Genomic DNA, 15425 nt, shown 5'->3' on the forward strand with positions numbered 1-15425 from the left:
ACCTAGCGCGGGTGCCGAGGCCGCACCAACAGCGCGGCCACCAGGAAGCACAGTGCCCCGACAAACGTCCCGAAGTTGGCGAGCCACTCGTCGACCGTGACGCCGGTCTTGCGGACGAACGCCGCCAGCGCCGAGACCTGGAACGCGACGCAGCCCATCATGTTGATCCACGATGCCTGCCAGGCAACGGATTTCGGCGACCACAAGCCGACGACCATGACCGCCAGCAGACCACTGAGCAGGAAGGCCAGCGATCCGGCGGCGTCGGGCGCCCAGACGTAACGCCGTTCGGCGAGCACTGCATGCGCCCACACCGCCGCACCCGTGCTGACGTTGAACAGCACGGTGCCCATGAATTGGATTGCCGCCGACCACCATTGGATCCCCGGCGGGGCCAGCACGTATTGCATCAGGGCGGCGGTGGTGAAGAACCACGACCCGATGAAGCACAGCACGTTCGTCGCTCCGGCCCCGGCCACCGAGGGAAACCCCGGGACCGTGGCCAGCGCGAAGAACGTCGAGCCGATGGCGAACAGCCAGCACTGCCTGGTGAGGGTGGCAAGGCCGGTCATGCCGCTCACGGCATTACAGGAAGCTGCGAATCCGCTCGCCGGTCTCCGACGTCGACAGTTTGGCGTCGCCGCGCGTCGAAAGGTGCTCGGCGACAGCCTTGTCCACGCGGGCCGCGGCGTCGGTCTCCCCGAGGTGGGTCAGCAGCAGCGCCACGCTCATGATGGCGGCGGTCGGGTCGGCAAGACCCTGGCCGGCGATGTCGGGTGCGCTGCCATGCACCGGCTCGAACATCGACGGGTTGGTGCCCGTCGCGTCGATGTTGCCCGATGCCGCCAGGCCGATGCCGCCGGAGACGGCCGCGGCCAGGTCGGTGATGATGTCGCCGAACAGGTTGTCGGTGACGATCACGTCGAAGCGGCCCGGATCGGTCACCATGTAGATGGTCGCGGCGTCCACGTGCATGTAAGCGGTCTGGACGTCCGGGTACTCGGCCCCGATCTCGTCGACCGTGCGCGTCCACAGCGAGCCGGCGAACGCCAGCACGTTGTTCTTGTGCACCAGGGTCAGGTGCTTACGCCGCGTCCGGGCCTTCTCGAACGCGTAGCGCACCACGCGCTCCACACCGAACCGCGTGTTGGTGGACACCTCGGTGGCCACCTCGTGCGGGGTGCCGACGCGGATGGCGCCACCGGTGCCGGTGTACGGCCCCTCGGTGCCCTCGCGGACGACGACGAAGTCGATGTCCGGGTTACCGGCCAGCGGGCTGTCGACGCCTGCGAACAGCCGCGACGGCCGCAGGTTCACATGGTGATCCAGGGCGAACCGCATGGTCAGCAGCAGGCCGCGCTCGAGCACGCCGCTGGGCACCGACGGATCGCCGATGGCGCCCAACAGGATTGCGTCGTGCGTCTTGAGCTCGTCGACCATGCCCTCGGGCAGGGTCTCGCCGGTTTCGTGGTAGCGCTTGGCGCCCACGTTGTACTCGGTGCGCTCGACACCGGGCAGCACGACGTCGAGGACCTTCAGTGCCTCGCCGATGACCTCGGGGCCGATGCCGTCACCGGCAATGACGGCGAGCTTCACGACAGATCCACCAGTTCCAGCGTGGTCGCGCCGACGGCCTCGCCGATCGCGCTGAGCACCTCGGCCGGCACCTCGCGGTCCAGGCGCAGCATGATCGTCGCGCCCGAACCGTCGGCGTCCTGCGACAGCTGGGCCGCCAGGATGTTGACCTCGGCGGCACCGAGCAGCGTGCCGATCTTGCCCAGGGCACCCGGCTGGTCGCCGTAGTTGAGGATCAGGTTGACGCCCTCGGCGCGCAGGTCCAGGTTGCGGCCGTTGATCTGGACGACCTTCTCGACCAGCTGCGGGCCGCTCAGGGTGCCCGACACGTTGACGACCGAACCGTCGGCGGCCACGGCGCGCACGTCGACGACGCTGCGGTGGTTGGGGCTCTCGGTCTCGGTGGTGAGGACGGCCTCGACACCACGCTCGGCGGCCAGCGCCGGCGCGTTGACGAACGTCACCTGGTCCTCGATGACAGCCGAAAACAGGCCACGCATCGCCGAAAGCTTCAGAATCTCAACGTCTTCCGACGCCAGCTCGCCGAGCACCTCGACGTTCAGCGAGGCCGGGAGCGCCGGCGCCAGCGCACCGACCAGCAGGCCCAGCTTGCGCACCAGGTCGAGCCACGGGGCGACCTCTTCACCGACGACACCGCCGCCGACGTTGACGGCGTCCGGCACGAACTCGCCGGCCAGCGCCAGCTTCACGCTCGCGGCGACGTCGGTGCCGGCACGGTCCTGGGCCTCTTCGGTGGAGGCACCCAGGTGCGGGGTCACGACGACCTGCGGCAGCTCGAACAACGGGCTGTCGGTGCACGGCTCGGTGGCGAAGACGTCGAGGCCGGCGCCGCGGACGTGGCCGCTGGTGATCGCGTCGGCCAGGGCCTGCTCGTCGATCAGGCCACCGCGGGCGGCGTTGACGATGATGACGCCCGGCTTGGTCTTGGCCAGCGCTTCCTTGTTGATGAGGCCGGCGGTTTCCTTGGTCTTGGGCAGGTGCACCGAGATGAAATCAGCGCGACCCAAAAGCTCATCGAGGCTCAACAGCTCGATACCCAGCTGGGCGGCACGGGCCTGCGAGACGTAGGGGTCGTAGGCCACGATGTGCGCGCCGAACGCGGCCAGGCGCTGCGCGACGAGCTGGCCGATACGGCCCATACCCACGACGCCGACGGTCTTGCCGAAGATCTCGGTGCCCGAGAACTTGGAGCGCTTCCAGGTGTGCTCGCGCAGCGTGGCGTCGGCGGCCGGGATCTGGCGGGCCGTCGAGAGCAGCAGCGCCAGGGCGTGCTCGGCGGCGCTGTGGATGTTCGAAGTGGGGGCGTTGACGACCAGCACGCCACGCGCGGTGGCGGCGTCTACGTCGACGTTGTCCAGGCCGACGCCGGCGCGGGCGACGATCTTGAGCTTGGGCGCGGCGGCCAGCACCTCGGCGTCCACCGTGGTGGCCGAGCGCACCAGAAGGGCGTCGGCTTCCGGCACGGCGGCCAGCAGCTTCTCGCGGTCGGGTCCGTCGACCCAACGGACCTCTACCTGGTCGCCGAGGGCGGCGACGGTCGATTCGGCGAGTTTGTCAGCGATGAGTACGACAGGAAGGCTCACGCGCACAGACTAGTGGTCCAGGTTGCGCGCATTCCAATCGCGGTTACCTTGACTTCCCGCTCCCTAGGATCGAGTGGTGGACGTCACCGTCGTCGGTAGTGGGCCCAACGGACTGGCCGCGGCCGTCATCTGCGCGCGAGCCGGGCTGTCGGTCCGGGTCATCGAAGGTCAGCCGACTCCGGGCGGCGGCGCCCGCAGTGCCCCTGACCCCGAGTTTCCCGGTGTCCTGCACGACGTCTGCTCGGCGGTGCATCCGCTGGGCGTGGCATCGCCGTTCTTCGCGGAATTCGACCTCGCGGCCCGCGGGGTGGAGATGGTGACGCCGGAGATCTCCTATGCCAATCCGCTCGCCGGACGCCCGGCCGCGATCGCCTACCACTCGCTGGACCGCACCTGCGCCGAGCTCGAACACGGCTCATCGTGGCGACGGCTGCTGGGCCCGCTGGTCGAGCACGTCGACGGCGTCCTCGGCTTCTTCCTCGGCGACAAGCGGTCGCTGCCGCCGGACCTGCCGAGCACCGTCCGTGCCGGGCTGCGCGTGCTGGCCCAGGGCAGTCCGGCGTGGCATCTGCTGCGCGGCGACGATGCCCAGGCCCTGTTCACCGGCGTCGGGACCCACGCCATCCACCCCATGCCGTCGCCCGTCAACAGCGGCGCGGGCATCATGCTCAGCACTGTCGCGCACACGGCGGGCTGGCCGGTCCCCGTCGGCGGCACCCAGACGATCACCGACGCCCTCATCGCCGATCTGCGCGCGCATGGCGGCGAGCTCATCACCGGCTCCCCTGTCACGAGCCCGCCCGGCGGCGTCGTCATCTACGACACCTCGCCGACCGCGCTGCTCGACATCTACGGCCCGGCCGTTCCCGACCGGTATGCAAAAGCGCTGCGGCGCTACAAGTTCGGTCCCGGCGTCTGCAAGATCGACTTCGTGCTGTCCGGCGAAATCCCGTGGCGCGACCCGCGCATGGCGTCGTCGCCGACCGTCCACCTCGGGGGCACTCGGGCCCAGATGGCGCACGCCGAGCGCGAAATCTGGCAGGGCCGCCATGCCGAGCACCCCATGACACTGGCCTCGCTGCCGCACCTCGCCGATCCGTCGCGCATCGACGCCCAGGGCCGGCGACCCCTGTGGACCTACTGTCATGTGCCCGCGGGCTCGACCGTCGACCAGACCGAGACCGTGATCGCGTTATTTGAAGACGCCGCACCGGGTTTCCGCGATCTGGTGCTGGCGGCCCGGGCGGTGCCGGCAGCCGAGATGTCGCGGTACAACGCGAATTACGTCGGCGGCGACATCATCGTCGGCGGCGCGACGCTCAAGGCCGCGATGGTCGGGCCGACGCTGCGGGCCAACCCGTGGACCACGCCGATCCCCAAGGCATACCTGTGTTCGTCGGCCACCCCGCCGGGCACCGGCGTGCACGGGATGGCCGGCCTGTACGCCGCGCGCACCGTACTGCGTCGTGAATTCGGGGTGAAGACGCTGCCGTCGCTCGCGCCATAGTGTTGGCTTGGCGCATGGCCAAGCTTTCTGTGATCTTCTACTCCGCGACCGGGCACGGCACGTCCATGGCGCAGCGCATCGCGAGCACCGCCGAATCGCTGGGTGCCGAGGTGCGGCTGCGGCCCGTCGCCGAGACCGCAACCCCCGATTCCTTCGCACACAACCCGGCCTGGACCGCGAATTACGAAGCGACCAAAGATCTTCCGGTCGCCACGGGCGACGACATCGTCTGGGCCGACGCGGTGATCTTCGGTTCGCCGACCCGTTTCGGCTCGGTCGCATCGCAGCTGCGGGGATTCCTCGATTCCCTCGGCGGCCTGTGGTCGAAGGGTGTGTTGGCCGACAAGGTGTACGCCGGGTTCACCTCGACCAACACCGCACACGGCGGCCAGGAGACGACGCTGCTGTCGCTCTACATCACGCTCATGCACTGGGGCGGCATCATCGTGCCGCCCGGCTACACCGACCCGCTCAAGTTCGCCGACGGCAACCCGTACGGCGTGAGCCTGCTGGCCAATCACGACAACATCCGCCAGTTCGACGACAACACCTACGCCGCGCTGGACCACCTGGCGCGGCGGGTCGTCACGGTCGCGGACCGGTTGGGCGGGTAGAAATTTGGCGTCGGGACACCCCTGTCGGCCGACTTACGGTTGAGGGGTGACGTTCGCAGGCACAGCCCGGCTGGTGGGCGCGGTACCCAATGAGCGCTGGTTCGCCGTCGGCGATCTGGAGCTCTATCAGATGCGCCCGCCGTTGTGCGGGTATCACGTGATCGCGGCCGAACGGAGCATGTGGGCCATGCGCGCCCAGGCCATCTACCCAGATGGCCGCATCGAACCGCCCGAGCCCGATGATCCCGTGTCCACCGACTTCTACGGGGTGGCCGGCGAGGGCCTCGACATCGACCGGTCCGTGAAGCTGCCGGGCAGCGCCGACGGCCGCAACGTCGCCCGCGCGCTGGCGGGCATCGGGTACGCGTTGTACTGAGACGCCCAGAAACGCCGAAAGGCCGGTTATCGCACGCTTTTTCGTGAATCGCGTGCGGTAACCGGCCAGTCGGTGATCGAAAACCTAGGCGGTCTCGGTGATCGGCCGGTCGACCCAGCTCATCAGGTCGCGCAGCTTCTTACCGGTGACCTCGATCGGGTGCTCGGCGTTGGCCTTGCGCAGACCCTCGAGCTCCTTGTTGCCGCCCTCGACGTTGGCGACCAGGCGCTTGACGAAGGTGCCGTCCTGGATGTCCTTCAGGATGGCGCGCATGCGCTCCTTGGTGTCGGCGTCGATGACGCGCGGGCCCGACAGGTAGCCACCGAACTCAGCGGTGTCCGACACCGAGTAGTTCATGCGGGCGATGCCGCCCTCGTACATCAGGTCGACGATGAGCTTGAGCTCGTGCAGCACCTCGAAGTAGGCCATCTCCGGGGCGTAGCCGGCCTCGACCATGACCTCGAAACCGGTCTTGACCAGTTCTTCGGTACCACCACAGAGGACGGCCTGCTCACCGAACAGGTCGGTCTCGGTCTCTTCCTTGAAAGTGGTCTTGATGACGCCGGCGCGGGTGCCGCCGATGCCCTTGGCGTAGGACAGGGCCAGCGCCTGGCCCTCGCCCTTGGGGTCCTGGTCGATGGCGATCAGGGCCGGGACGCCCTTGCCGTCGACGAACTGACGACGCACCAGGTGGCCGGGGCCCTTGGGGGCAACCATGCCGATGGTGACGTTGGCCGGGGGCTTGATCAGGCCGAAGTGGATGTTGAGGCCGTGGCCGAAGAACAGCGCGTCGCCGTCCTTGAGGTTGGGCTCGATGTCGTTGGTGAAGATCTCGGCCTGTGCGGTGTCGGGCGCGAGCAGCATGATGACGTCGGCCCACTTGGCGACCTCAGCCGGGGTGTCGACCTCGAGGCCCTGCTCGGTGACCTTCTCGCGGGACTTCGAGCCCTCCTTCAGGCCGACCTTGACCTGCACACCCGAGTCGCGCAGCGAAAGCGAATGCGCGTGTCCCTGGCTGCCGTAGCCGATGACGCCGACCTTGCGACCCTGGATGATCGACAGGTCCGCATCGTCGTCGTAGAACATCTCAACTGCCACTTGACTTTTCCTTACCTTGTTTCTCTTGTTCGAAGTTCTGCTTGGGATCCAGCTCGGTTACTTGGCCGCGCCGATGCCGCGCGGGCCGCGCGCCAACGAAACCACACCGGACTGCACCAGCTCGCGAATACCATACGGCTCCAGCACTCGCAGCAGTGCTTCGAGCTTCTCCTGGGTGCCGGTGGCCTCGATGGTCAGTGACTCGGTCGACACGTCGACGACCTTCGCGCGGAACAGATTGACCGCCTCGATCACCTGGCCACGGGTGGTGGCGTCGGCCCGCACCTTGATCAGCGCCAGCTCACGGGAGACGGAGTTGTCCGGCTCCTGCTCGACGATCTTGATGACGTTGATCAGCTTGTTGAGCTGCTTGGTGATCTGCTCCAGCGGCAGCTGCTCTTCCACGCAGACCACGATGGTCATGCGGGACATGTTCTTCTGCTCGGTGGCGCCGACCGCCAGCGACTGGATGTTGAAGCCACGCCGGGAGAACAGCGCCGCCACGCGGGCGAGCACGCCGGGGGTGTCCTCGACCAGAACCGACAATGTATGAGTAGTAGCCACTAGACCTGATCCTCGTTGTCGAACAGCGGACGGATATCGCGCGCCGCCATGATCTCGTCATTGCTGGTGCCTGCGGCGACCATCGGCCACACCTGGGCGTCGGCCCCGACGATGAAGTCGATGACGACGGGCCGGTCGTTGATCTCGCGGGCCTGCCGGATGACGTCCTCGACGTCCTCGGCACGCTCGCAGCGCAGACCGACGCAGCCAAGCGCCTCGGCCAGCATCACGAAGTCCGGGATGCGGTGCGAGTGGGTGGACAGGTTGGTCTGGCTGTAGCGCTCGTCGTAGAACAGCGTCTGCCACTGGCGCACCATGCCCAGGTTGCCGTTGTTGATCAGCGCAACCTTGATCGGCGCGCCCTCGAGGGCGCAGGTGGCCAGCTCCTGGTTGGTCATCTGGAAGCAGCCGTCGCCGTCGATGGCCCACACCTCGGCCTCCGGGCGGGCGAACTTGGCGCCCATCGCGGCCGGGATGGAGAAGCCCATGGTGCCGAGACCGCCCGAGTTCAGCCAGGTCTTCGGGTTCTCGTACTTGATGAACTGCGCGGCCCACATCTGGTGCTGACCGACGCCCGCCACGTACAGCGCGTCCGGTCCGGCGATCTGGCCCAGCTTCTCGATGACGTACTCCGGCGAGAGGCTGCCGTCGCTCTGCGGGCCGTAGCTCAGCGGGTAGGTCTCCTTGACCCCGTTGAGGTAGGTCCACCAGTCGGCGAGGTCCAGCGTGTCGGCGGCGACGCCGTCGCGACGCAGCGCCGCGAGCAGATCGACGATGACGTTCTTGATGTCACCGACGATCGGCACGTCGGCGTGCCGGTTCTTGCCGATCTCGGCGGGGTCGATGTCGGCGTGGATCACCTTGGCGTCGGGCGCGAACGACGACAGCTGGCCGGTGACCCGGTCGTCGAAGCGGGTGCCGAGTGCGATCAGCAGGTCACTCTTCTGCAGCGCCGCCACGGCCGAGACCGTGCCGTGCATGCCGGGCATGCCCATGTGCTGCGGGTGGCTGTCGGGGAACGCGCCGCGCGCCATCAGGGTGGTGACGACGGGAATGCCGGTCAGCTCGGCGAGTTCCAGCAGCTCCGCGGACGCCTCACCGCGGATGACGCCGCCACCGACGTACAGCACGGGCTTGCGCGCCGCGGCGATCAGCTTGGCGGCCTCACGGACCTGGCGGCTGTGCGGCTTGGTGTTCGGCTTGTAGCCGGGCAGGTCGATGACCGGCGGCCAGCTGAAGGTGCACTGACCCTGCAGCACGTCCTTCGGGATGTCGACGAGGACGGCGCCCGGACGGCCGGAGGCCGCGATGTGGAACGCCTCGGCGATGACCTTGGCGATGTCGTCACCGTTGCGGACCAGGAAATTGTGCTTCGTGATCGGCATGGTGATGCCGGAGATGTCGGCTTCCTGGAAGGCGTCGGTGCCGATCAGCCCACGGCCGACCTGGCCGGTGATCGCGACGACCGGGATCGAGTCCATCTGGGCGTCGGCCAGCGGCGTCACCAGGTTGGTGGCACCCGGGCCCGAGGTGGCCATCATCACGCCGACCTTGCCGGTGGCATGCGCATAGCCCGACGCGGCGTGGCCGGCGCCCTGCTCGTGCCGCACCAGGACGTGGCGCACCTTCTTGGAGTCGAACAGCGGGTCGTAGACCGGCAGCACGGCACCACCGGGGATGCCGAAGATGGTGTCGACGTCGAGTTCCTCGAGCGACCGGACGACGGCCTGGGCACCGGTCATCTGCTGCGGGGCAACGATTTTCGAATGACCGTTAACCGCGCCGCCGGCGCCGTTGGGCTGCTGCGCCGACTCTGGCGGTCGCGTGGTGGGTGCGCTCACTCTTGTCCTCTTGATCGTGTTGCGGTTTTGGCGTTCCCGGGCAAACAAAAAACCCCCGTCAGCGTCTGCTGCTGTACGAGGGTTGCGCGTCGATGCTTGTAGTCGGCTTAGTCAGCCTGGTCACGCACCAACGCGCCCAGTTACTACAAGCAATGCCGAGGTCTGCATAACGGTGACGGTAGTCCTCGCGGCGCGCGCAGGTCAAATCACATCTCTTGCCGGACACACCCGGCAACCGCCCGATCCGCCGCCTGGGAAGATGAACGGTGTGAGCCGCCGAACCGCCTCGACCGCACCCCGACCCGTCGTGATCAAGATTCCGGGGGTCGCCCATCTGGCGGTGGGGTTCTTCGCCATCGGCCTGCTGGCCCTGGTGTTCGCCGGTCCGGCCTGGTGCGCGGCGCTGCTCGTCATCCCGATTCTGTTGTCGGCGATGGTGATTCGCTACCGCACGGTGGCCGACAAGAAGGGCGTCACCGCGCGGTCGCTGCTCGGCAGCCGGACGGTGACGTGGCAGGACATCAAGGGGCTCCGCTTCGACCGCTCCAAGTGGGCCAAGGCCGAACTGACCGACGGCACCGAATTGCGCCTGCCGGGTGTGACGTTCGCGTCACTGCCGGTGCTGACGGCCGCCAGCGGCGGCGTCGTGCCCAATCCGTACAACGAGTGAGGCCGGTCGAGCGTCGATCGAGCTCAGTGCAGCGGGTTTGATCCGTTCAGCAGCAGCCACACGCCGACGCCCGCGCCGATGCCGAGCAGCAGGCACAGGATCGACCCGATGAACGGCCGGCGGGCCCAACCTCGTCCGGCGTCGAAGCCGTAGAGCCCCGGCCCGGTCAGGGTCAGAGCCGCGGCCAGCACGATCAGGGTCACCAGGTACTCGTGGCCCTCGGGCAGGAAGTACGGGAAGTAGCCGTGCACGGGCTGTGCGGCCACCTCGACGGCGAGCGCGTTGACCAGGTAGGCCACGGCGACCGCGGCGGCCACCGGCGTGAACAGCCCCAGGACCAGCAGGACACCGGCCCCGATCTGCGCTCCGGTGGCGAGGTACGTCAGTATCCCGGCGTGCTGGAAGCCGGCGGCGGCCAGCGCGTGCTCGTACCCGTTCAGGCCCTGCCCGCCCCACCAGCCGAACGCCTTCTGCAGGCCGTGGACCACCAGCCAGGCGCCCAGGCCGACGCGCAGCACCATGAGACCCAGGTCCTGGGTGCCGCGGCGCTTGGCGACGCGCACGCGGGCATCGGTCTCGGGATCGGGCTCGATCTCGGCGGGGCCCAATGTCTGGGCCTGCTCCGCGTTCCTCTCCCGGGGTTGCACGTACGGCAGCGGCTCGGGTTCATGCATGAGATCGAAGGCCATCGAGGACGGCGTCGAGGACGACGCGGCCGTCACCTCGGTCGCCTCGTCGGACGACGCGTTGTCGAACCGCGGGATGGCCGTGGTCGCGGCGGTCTCACCGCCGTCTGCGCCGCCACTGCCGCGGTATGTCGTGATGGGCAGGTCGTCTTCTGGATCGACCAGGCGTGCCGACGCGGGCCTGGCGGCCGACTCATCGGGCCGTTGCCATGCACGCGGGTCATGGGAAGTACTGGTCATGGTTGCCAGGGTAAGTGCAATTGCACTGCTGACCGTGGATTTAAGGGGTGGTTTGGGCGGCTTGTTCTCGGGATTTGCCCGGCCCGGCGCGTGGCCCCGACGTGGCGAGCATCGTCAAACAGTCCGTAACCTGACGGGCATGACATTGCGGCGGTCGACGCGGGCTGCGCTGACGAGGCCCGAACACCGGCCTGGGCGTTCCGGCTCTGCACCCGCTCGGCGGGTCCTGGCGTTGTGCGCCATCGCTTTGCTGGCGCTGCCCAGCTGTGCCCGTTTCGATTCGGCGGCGTCCGAGCCGTTCACCATCGAGCCCGACCTCGGCGGGGCGCCCGCCTCGCCCCCGCCGCCTCCGCCGCCGCTGCCGCCCAACCCGTTCCCGAAGGCCTGCCCGGCGCCGGCCGTGCTGCAGGGCTGCCTGGAGAGCACCAGCGGCCTCATCATGGGCGGCGACAGCAAGTCGGCGATCGTCGCCGAGCGCGTCACCGGCGCCGTCAAGAACATCGCCACGAACGCAGAACCCAAGGTCAAGACCGTTATTCCGGTCGACGCGTCCGGTGACGGCGGGCTCATGGACATCGTGTTGTCGCCGAGCTATCAGCAGGACCGGCTGATGTACGCCTACATCACCACGCCGACCGACAACCGGGTCATCCGCATCGCCGACGGCGACGTGCCGAAGCCGATCCTGACCGGGATTCCCAAGGGCCCCACAGGCAACACCGGAGCGCTGATCTTCAGCAGCCCGACGACCCTCGTGGTACTCACCGGCGACGCCGGAAACCCCGCTGCCGCAGCCGATCCGGCTTCGCTGGCGGGCAAGCTGCTGCGCATCGAGCAGCCGACAACGGTGGGCCAGGCGCCACCGACCACCGCGCTGTCGGGCATGGGCTCCGGCGGCGGGCTGTGCATCGACGGCGCCAGCGGCTCGTTGTACGTCACCGACCGAACCCCGACCGGCGACCGGCTGCAGCGGATCACCAAGGACTCCAAGGTGTCGACGGTGTGGAGCTGGCCCGACCGCCCCGGTGTCGCGGGCTGCGTGGCGACCGACGACACCGTCATGGTCAACCTCGTCAACACCAAGAAGACGGTGGCCGTGCGGCTGTCGAAGGAGACCGGCGCGGTCACGGGTGACCCCGAGGCGCTCCGCACGGACACCCACGGCCATGTCTTCGCGCTGAAGCTCTCCCCCGACGGCAATGTCTGGGGCGCCACGGTGAACAAGACGGCCGGCGACGTCGAGAAGTTCGACGACGTCGTGTTCCCGCTGTTCCCGCAGGGCGGATTCCCGCGTAGCACTGACGACAAGACGTAATTGGCACCCGACGTGCGAGAGGTCGCTCGATGATGCGCGCCTGCCCGGCCGACTTCGCTCGGTTGGCCGGCTACCTGGGCTTTTCCTGCGACGACGATTCCTGGGTCAAGCTGCGCAACCCACTGACCCTGACCCACTGGACCATGCCGGTCGTCGAGCTGCTGATGCTGATCGGCGCCGCACTGGCGCTGGCCTACGCGCTGCGGCGCGTCCGGCGGGACCCGACCGGGATCGCCATCTGGCTGGCGTCGGTGGTCTATGCGCTGGTGACCGAACTCCCCCGCCATCCACCCGACATCTTCGCGGGCACCCGGCTCGGGGTCATGTTGGTGCACAACGTGTTCAGCGTCGATTTCGTCGACGGCCGGCTACCGCTGTACATCGTGGCGCTGTACCCGGCGACCATCACCCTCGCGTACGACATCGTCCGCGCCACCGGGGTTTTCGAACGGCGCGGCGCGGTGATCGGCGCCATCTGCGTCGGCTTCGTGCACGGCTGCGTCTACGGCGTGTTCGACCACCTCGGCCCGCAGCTGCGCTGGTGGGTCTGGAACACCGCGAACCCCCTGAATCACCCGACGCTCGGCTGCGTACCGGTCAGCAGTTGGGTCAGCCTGGCGGTCGTCGGGCCCGCGGCGGTCGCGTTCCTGGTGCATGTGCTGATCGGGCGCCGGGTAGCCGCGGGCACACCGCCGGGTGCGGTGTCGCTGGCCTGGCGCATACCGCTCATCAGCGTGCTGGCACCGGTCATCATGGGACTGCTCAGCCTGCCGACGTTGCTGTCCGCCCAGCACAGTGCGACGCAGTACGCGGTCCTCGGTGTCGAGGTGGCGGTGTTCTTCTTGGTGGCGGTGCCGGTCCTGATCCAGGACTGGCGGATCACGCGCCGCGTCGGCACGGAGCACCCGAGTCCGTACGTGCGGGTCTTCGGGGTGCTGTACCTGCTCACCTTCACGGTGCTGTGGCTGGCCGCACTGCCCGACTTCGCCGGCGCCATCGACGGCGTCACGGGTGCGGGCACGCCGACCGGCAATCTGCCCTGCGCCGCGGTGTGTTTCGTGATCGCGGGCTACTGCGTCGCGGGCGTCTCGTCACTCAGTCCGAAGACCACGCCCGCGCCGCAGGCGGCGCTGCGCTAGCTGCAGGCCGCGATGACCAGTTCGCGCACGCGCGCCGCGTCGGCCTGACCCTTGGTCGCCTTCATCACCGCGCCGACGATCGCACCGGCGGCCTGGACCTTGCCGCCGCGGATCTTGTCGGCGATGTCCGGCTGGGCCGCCAGCGCCTCGTCGATCGCGGCCTGGATGAGCGAATCGTCGCGCACCACAACGAGTCCGCGGTCGTTCATCACCTGCTCGGGCTCGCCCTCGCCGGCCAGCACACCCTCGACGACCTGGCGGGCCAGCTTGTTGGACAACTTGCCGTCGTCGACCAGCTTGACCACCGCGGCGACCTGCGCCGGGGTGATGGCCAGCTCCTCGAGCGTCACTTCGCTCTCGTTGGCCTTCTGCACCAGAAAGTTGCCCCACCATGCGCGGGCCGCCTCACTGGACGCGCCGTGCTCGACGGTCGCGGCCACCAGCTCCACCGCACCGGCGTTGACGAGGTCGCGCATGACCTCGTCCGAGATGCCCCAGTCTTCTTGAATCCGCTTGCGCACCAACCACGGAAGCTCCGGGATGGTGCCGCGCAGCCGCTCCACCAACTCGTCCGACGGAGCGATGGGCTCCAGGTCCGGCTCCGGGAAGTAGCGGTAGTCCTCGGCGGTTTCCTTGCTGCGGCCGGCCGTGGTGTGCCCGTCCTCGTGGAAGTGCCGGGTCTCTTGCGTGATGGTGCCGCCGGACTGCAGCACGGCGGCCTGCCGGCGCATCTCGTAGCGGACCGCCACCTCGACGCTCTTGAGCGAGTTGACGTTCTTGGTCTCGGTGCGGGTGCCGAACTCCGCGGCGCCCTTGAGCTTGAGCGAGACGTTGGAGTCGCAGCGCATCGAGCCCTGGTCCATGCGGACGTCGGAAACGTCCAAGCCGCGCAACAGGTCCCGCAGCGCGGTGACGTAGGCGCGGGCGATCTCCGGGGCACGTTCGCCGGCGCCCTCGATGGGCCGGGTGACGATCTCGACCAACGGCACCCCGGCCCGGTTGAAGTCGGCCAGCGACGTGGTGGCGCCGGAGATGCGGCCGGTGTCGCTGCCCAGGTGGGTCAGCTTGCCGGTGTCCTCCTCCATGTGGGCGCGCTCGATCTCGACGCGCCAGGTGCTGCCGTCCTCCAGGGGAACGTCGAGGTAGCCGTTGACGGCGATGGGCTCGTCGTACTGACTGATCTGGTAGTTCTTCGGCTGGTCCGGGTAGAAGTAGTTCTTCCGGGCGAACCGGCCCCACGGCGCGATGTCGCAGTTCAGCGCGAGCCCGATCCGGATCGCGGACTCCACGGCCGCCTCGTTGACCACCGGCAGCGCACCGGGCAGGCCCAGGCACACCGGGCACACCAGCGTGTTCGGCTCGGCGCCGAACCGGTTCGCACAACCACAGAACATCTTGGTCTCGGTGGACAGCTCGACATGGACTTCCATGCCCATGACGGGCTCGTACGTCGCGAGGACGTCGTCGTAGTCGAGAAGGTCTGCGTCAGCCATGCGTTGATCGTAGTGTCGGCCCCATGAGCGCCGGTCAACCGCTGCCCCCAGCACCCGTGAACCGGACGTTCGCGGTGCTGGTGGTCGGGGCGATCGTGGCAGTGGCCGTGGTGGTCACCGGTGGTGTCATGGCGATCCGCGGCCTCGTGGATCCGGGTATCACCAACCTCGAGGCGTCGATGGCGGTGGGGCGGCAGGACTTTCCCGACTGGCCGACGGCCAGGTTCGACGGTCCCACGCAGAGCACGGCCACCCGGCCGTCCACAGAAGACGTGTCACCGCAATCCTGTGTGGCGCTGGCCGGCGCGCCGAGCCGGCAGGCCGTCCAGGTACAGCTGAAGAAGGACACGCACCACGCCCTCGCGGTCTGGCTGAGGCTGCCGTACACGTGGCCGAACTACGCCGAGGCCGCGCGCACCTGCACCCGCTACACGATCAACGACCTGCTCGTGATCGACGTCGACCGCCGGCCCAATCCCGCTGCCCTCCCCGCCTGGGTGGTGACCGTCCGCGAGACCGTTTCCGCCCGCGGCGGCCTGGTGACGCCGTTCATGAGCGTCAAGGTGCTCGGGCAGTACCGCGGGGTGTCGGTCACCGCCATCTGCCTCATGACGGCCACCGACCCGCCGCAGACCTGCGACAAGCCCCTGGCCTCGTTGTTCACCGCGCAGGTGCACAAGCTCGCCGCGGTCTGACCCGTCGT

15 protein-coding genes are annotated in these 15425 nt (G+C 68.6%); 7 read left to right on the forward strand and 8 right to left on the reverse strand.

Annotated features, from left to right (window positions below; genetic code table 11):
* Window positions 1-2: 2 nt before the first annotated feature.
* From BR47_RS0102235 to serA, 3 genes are read right to left on the reverse strand one after another with little or no spacing between them, the layout of a single operon-like run.
* The gene (locus tag BR47_RS0102235; protein ID WP_029118452.1) at window positions 3-572 is read right to left on the reverse strand and encodes a hypothetical protein; all 570 of its coding nucleotides are present in this window, start codon (window positions 570-572) and stop codon (window positions 3-5) included.
* 13 nt (window positions 573-585) lie between these two features.
* Window positions 586-1596, reverse strand: a complete 1011-nt coding sequence (locus BR47_RS0102240) for a 3-isopropylmalate dehydrogenase (RefSeq protein WP_029118453.1) — start codon at window positions 1594-1596, stop codon at window positions 586-588.
* Window positions 1593-3179 carry a phosphoglycerate dehydrogenase gene (serA, locus tag BR47_RS0102245; RefSeq protein WP_020103839.1) on the reverse strand — a complete coding sequence of 529 codons (1587 nt, stop codon included), beginning with the start codon at window positions 3177-3179 and terminating at the stop codon, window positions 1593-1595. The genes BR47_RS0102240 and serA overlap by 4 nt, the downstream gene beginning before the upstream one ends.
* Before the next feature lie 76 nt (window positions 3180-3255).
* Here serA and BR47_RS0102250 point away from each other — a divergent pair, with 76 nt between their 5' ends.
* Genes BR47_RS0102250 through BR47_RS0102260 form a run of 3 tightly spaced genes read left to right on the forward strand, consistent with a single transcriptional unit; the run spans window position 3256 to window position 5676 of the window.
* A complete protein-coding gene (locus BR47_RS0102250) occupies window positions 3256-4686 on the forward strand; it encodes a phytoene desaturase family protein (protein WP_029118454.1) in 1431 nt (476 codons plus the stop codon).
* Window positions 4687-4700: 14 nt separating this feature from the next.
* Window positions 4701-5300 carry an NAD(P)H:quinone oxidoreductase gene (wrbA, locus tag BR47_RS0102255; protein ID WP_029118455.1) on the forward strand — a complete coding sequence of 200 codons (600 nt, stop codon included), beginning with the start codon at window positions 4701-4703 and terminating at the stop codon, window positions 5298-5300.
* Window positions 5301-5346: 46 nt separating this feature from the next.
* Window positions 5347-5676 carry a hypothetical protein gene (locus BR47_RS0102260; protein ID WP_020103842.1) on the forward strand — a complete coding sequence of 110 codons (330 nt, stop codon included), beginning with the start codon at window positions 5347-5349 and terminating at the stop codon, window positions 5674-5676.
* An 84-nt stretch (window positions 5677-5760) separates the two neighbouring features.
* On the opposite strand, the gene ilvC is transcribed toward BR47_RS0102260, so the two are convergent.
* The 3 genes from ilvC to BR47_RS0102275 all read right to left on the reverse strand — a co-directional run bounded on the left by ilvC (window position 5761) and on the right by BR47_RS0102275 (window position 9179).
* Window positions 5761-6762, reverse strand: a complete 1002-nt coding sequence (ilvC, locus tag BR47_RS0102265) for a ketol-acid reductoisomerase (RefSeq protein ID WP_177127309.1) — start codon at window positions 6760-6762, stop codon at window positions 5761-5763.
* A gap of 69 nt (window positions 6763-6831) precedes the next feature.
* Window positions 6832-7338, reverse strand: a complete 507-nt coding sequence (gene ilvN, locus BR47_RS0102270; protein WP_029105777.1) for an acetolactate synthase small subunit — start codon at window positions 7336-7338, stop codon at window positions 6832-6834.
* Window positions 7338-9179 carry an acetolactate synthase large subunit gene (locus BR47_RS0102275; protein WP_029118457.1) on the reverse strand — a complete coding sequence of 614 codons (1842 nt, stop codon included), beginning with the start codon at window positions 9177-9179 and terminating at the stop codon, window positions 7338-7340. The genes ilvN and BR47_RS0102275 overlap by 1 nt, the downstream gene beginning before the upstream one ends.
* A 259-nt stretch (window positions 9180-9438) precedes the next feature.
* On the opposite strand from BR47_RS0102275, the gene BR47_RS0102280 reads away from it, so the two are divergent.
* Entirely contained in the window at window positions 9439-9849 is a 411-nt protein-coding gene (locus tag BR47_RS0102280; protein ID WP_020103846.1) for a PH domain-containing protein, read from the forward strand.
* Between the two features lie 23 nt (window positions 9850-9872).
* Here BR47_RS0102280 and BR47_RS0102285 read toward each other — a convergent pair whose 3' ends face one another.
* Complete coding sequence (locus BR47_RS0102285) at window positions 9873-10775, reverse strand: DoxX family protein (protein WP_029118458.1); 903 nt, start codon at window positions 10773-10775, stop codon at window positions 9873-9875.
* Window positions 10776-10914: 139 nt separating this feature from the next.
* Between BR47_RS0102285 and BR47_RS0102290 the strand changes: the two genes are divergently transcribed.
* Complete coding sequence (locus BR47_RS0102290; RefSeq protein ID WP_081633554.1) at window positions 10915-12090, forward strand: PQQ-dependent sugar dehydrogenase; 1176 nt, start codon at window positions 10915-10917, stop codon at window positions 12088-12090.
* 29 nt (window positions 12091-12119) lie between these two features.
* Window positions 12120-13229, forward strand: coding sequence for a hypothetical protein (locus BR47_RS0102295; RefSeq protein ID WP_029118459.1), 1110 nt, complete (start codon window positions 12120-12122; stop codon window positions 13227-13229).
* Here BR47_RS0102295 and gatB read toward each other — a convergent pair.
* The gene (gene gatB, locus BR47_RS0102300; protein ID WP_020103850.1) at window positions 13226-14722 is read right to left on the reverse strand and encodes an Asp-tRNA(Asn)/Glu-tRNA(Gln) amidotransferase subunit GatB; all 1497 of its coding nucleotides are present in this window, start codon (window positions 14720-14722) and stop codon (window positions 13226-13228) included. The two genes, BR47_RS0102295 and gatB, sit on opposite strands and share 4 nt — an antisense overlap.
* 23 nt (window positions 14723-14745) lie before the next feature.
* Between gatB and BR47_RS0102305 the strand changes: the two genes are divergently transcribed.
* A complete protein-coding gene (locus BR47_RS0102305; RefSeq protein ID WP_029118460.1) occupies window positions 14746-15417 on the forward strand; it encodes a hypothetical protein in 672 nt (223 codons plus the stop codon).
* Window positions 15418-15425 lie beyond the last annotated feature (8 nt).

Source organism: Mycobacterium sp. UNC410CL29Cvi84 (assembly GCF_000686745.1).
Classification (GTDB): Bacteria; Actinomycetota; Actinomycetes; order Mycobacteriales; family Mycobacteriaceae; genus Mycobacterium; species Mycobacterium mucogenicum_B.

What these genes read in the sequence shown, in the direction of transcription:
- BR47_RS0102235 (WP_029118452.1), bottom strand. Translation starts at nt 572, where the DNA reads ATGACCGGCCTTGCCACCCTCACCAGGCAGTGCTGGCTGTTCGCCATC.
- wrbA (WP_029118455.1), top strand. Translation starts at nt 4,701, where the DNA reads ATGGCCAAGCTTTCTGTGATCTTCTACTCCGCGACCGGGCACGGCACG.
- ilvC (WP_177127309.1), bottom strand. Translation starts at nt 6,762, where the DNA reads ATGTTCTACGACGACGATGCGGACCTGTCGATCATCCAGGGTCGCAAG.
- BR47_RS0102280 (WP_020103846.1), top strand. Translation starts at nt 9,439, where the DNA reads ATGAACGGTGTGAGCCGCCGAACCGCCTCGACCGCACCCCGACCCGTC.
- BR47_RS0102285 (WP_029118458.1), bottom strand. Translation starts at nt 10,775, where the DNA reads ATGACCAGTACTTCCCATGACCCGCGTGCATGGCAACGGCCCGATGAG.
- BR47_RS0102290 (WP_081633554.1), top strand. Translation starts at nt 10,915, where the DNA reads ATGACATTGCGGCGGTCGACGCGGGCTGCGCTGACGAGGCCCGAACAC.
- BR47_RS0102295 (WP_029118459.1), top strand. Translation starts at nt 12,120, where the DNA reads ATGATGCGCGCCTGCCCGGCCGACTTCGCTCGGTTGGCCGGCTACCTG.
- gatB (WP_020103850.1), bottom strand. Translation starts at nt 14,722, where the DNA reads ATGGCTGACGCAGACCTTCTCGACTACGACGACGTCCTCGCGACGTAC.
- BR47_RS0102305 (WP_029118460.1), top strand. Translation starts at nt 14,746, where the DNA reads ATGAGCGCCGGTCAACCGCTGCCCCCAGCACCCGTGAACCGGACGTTC.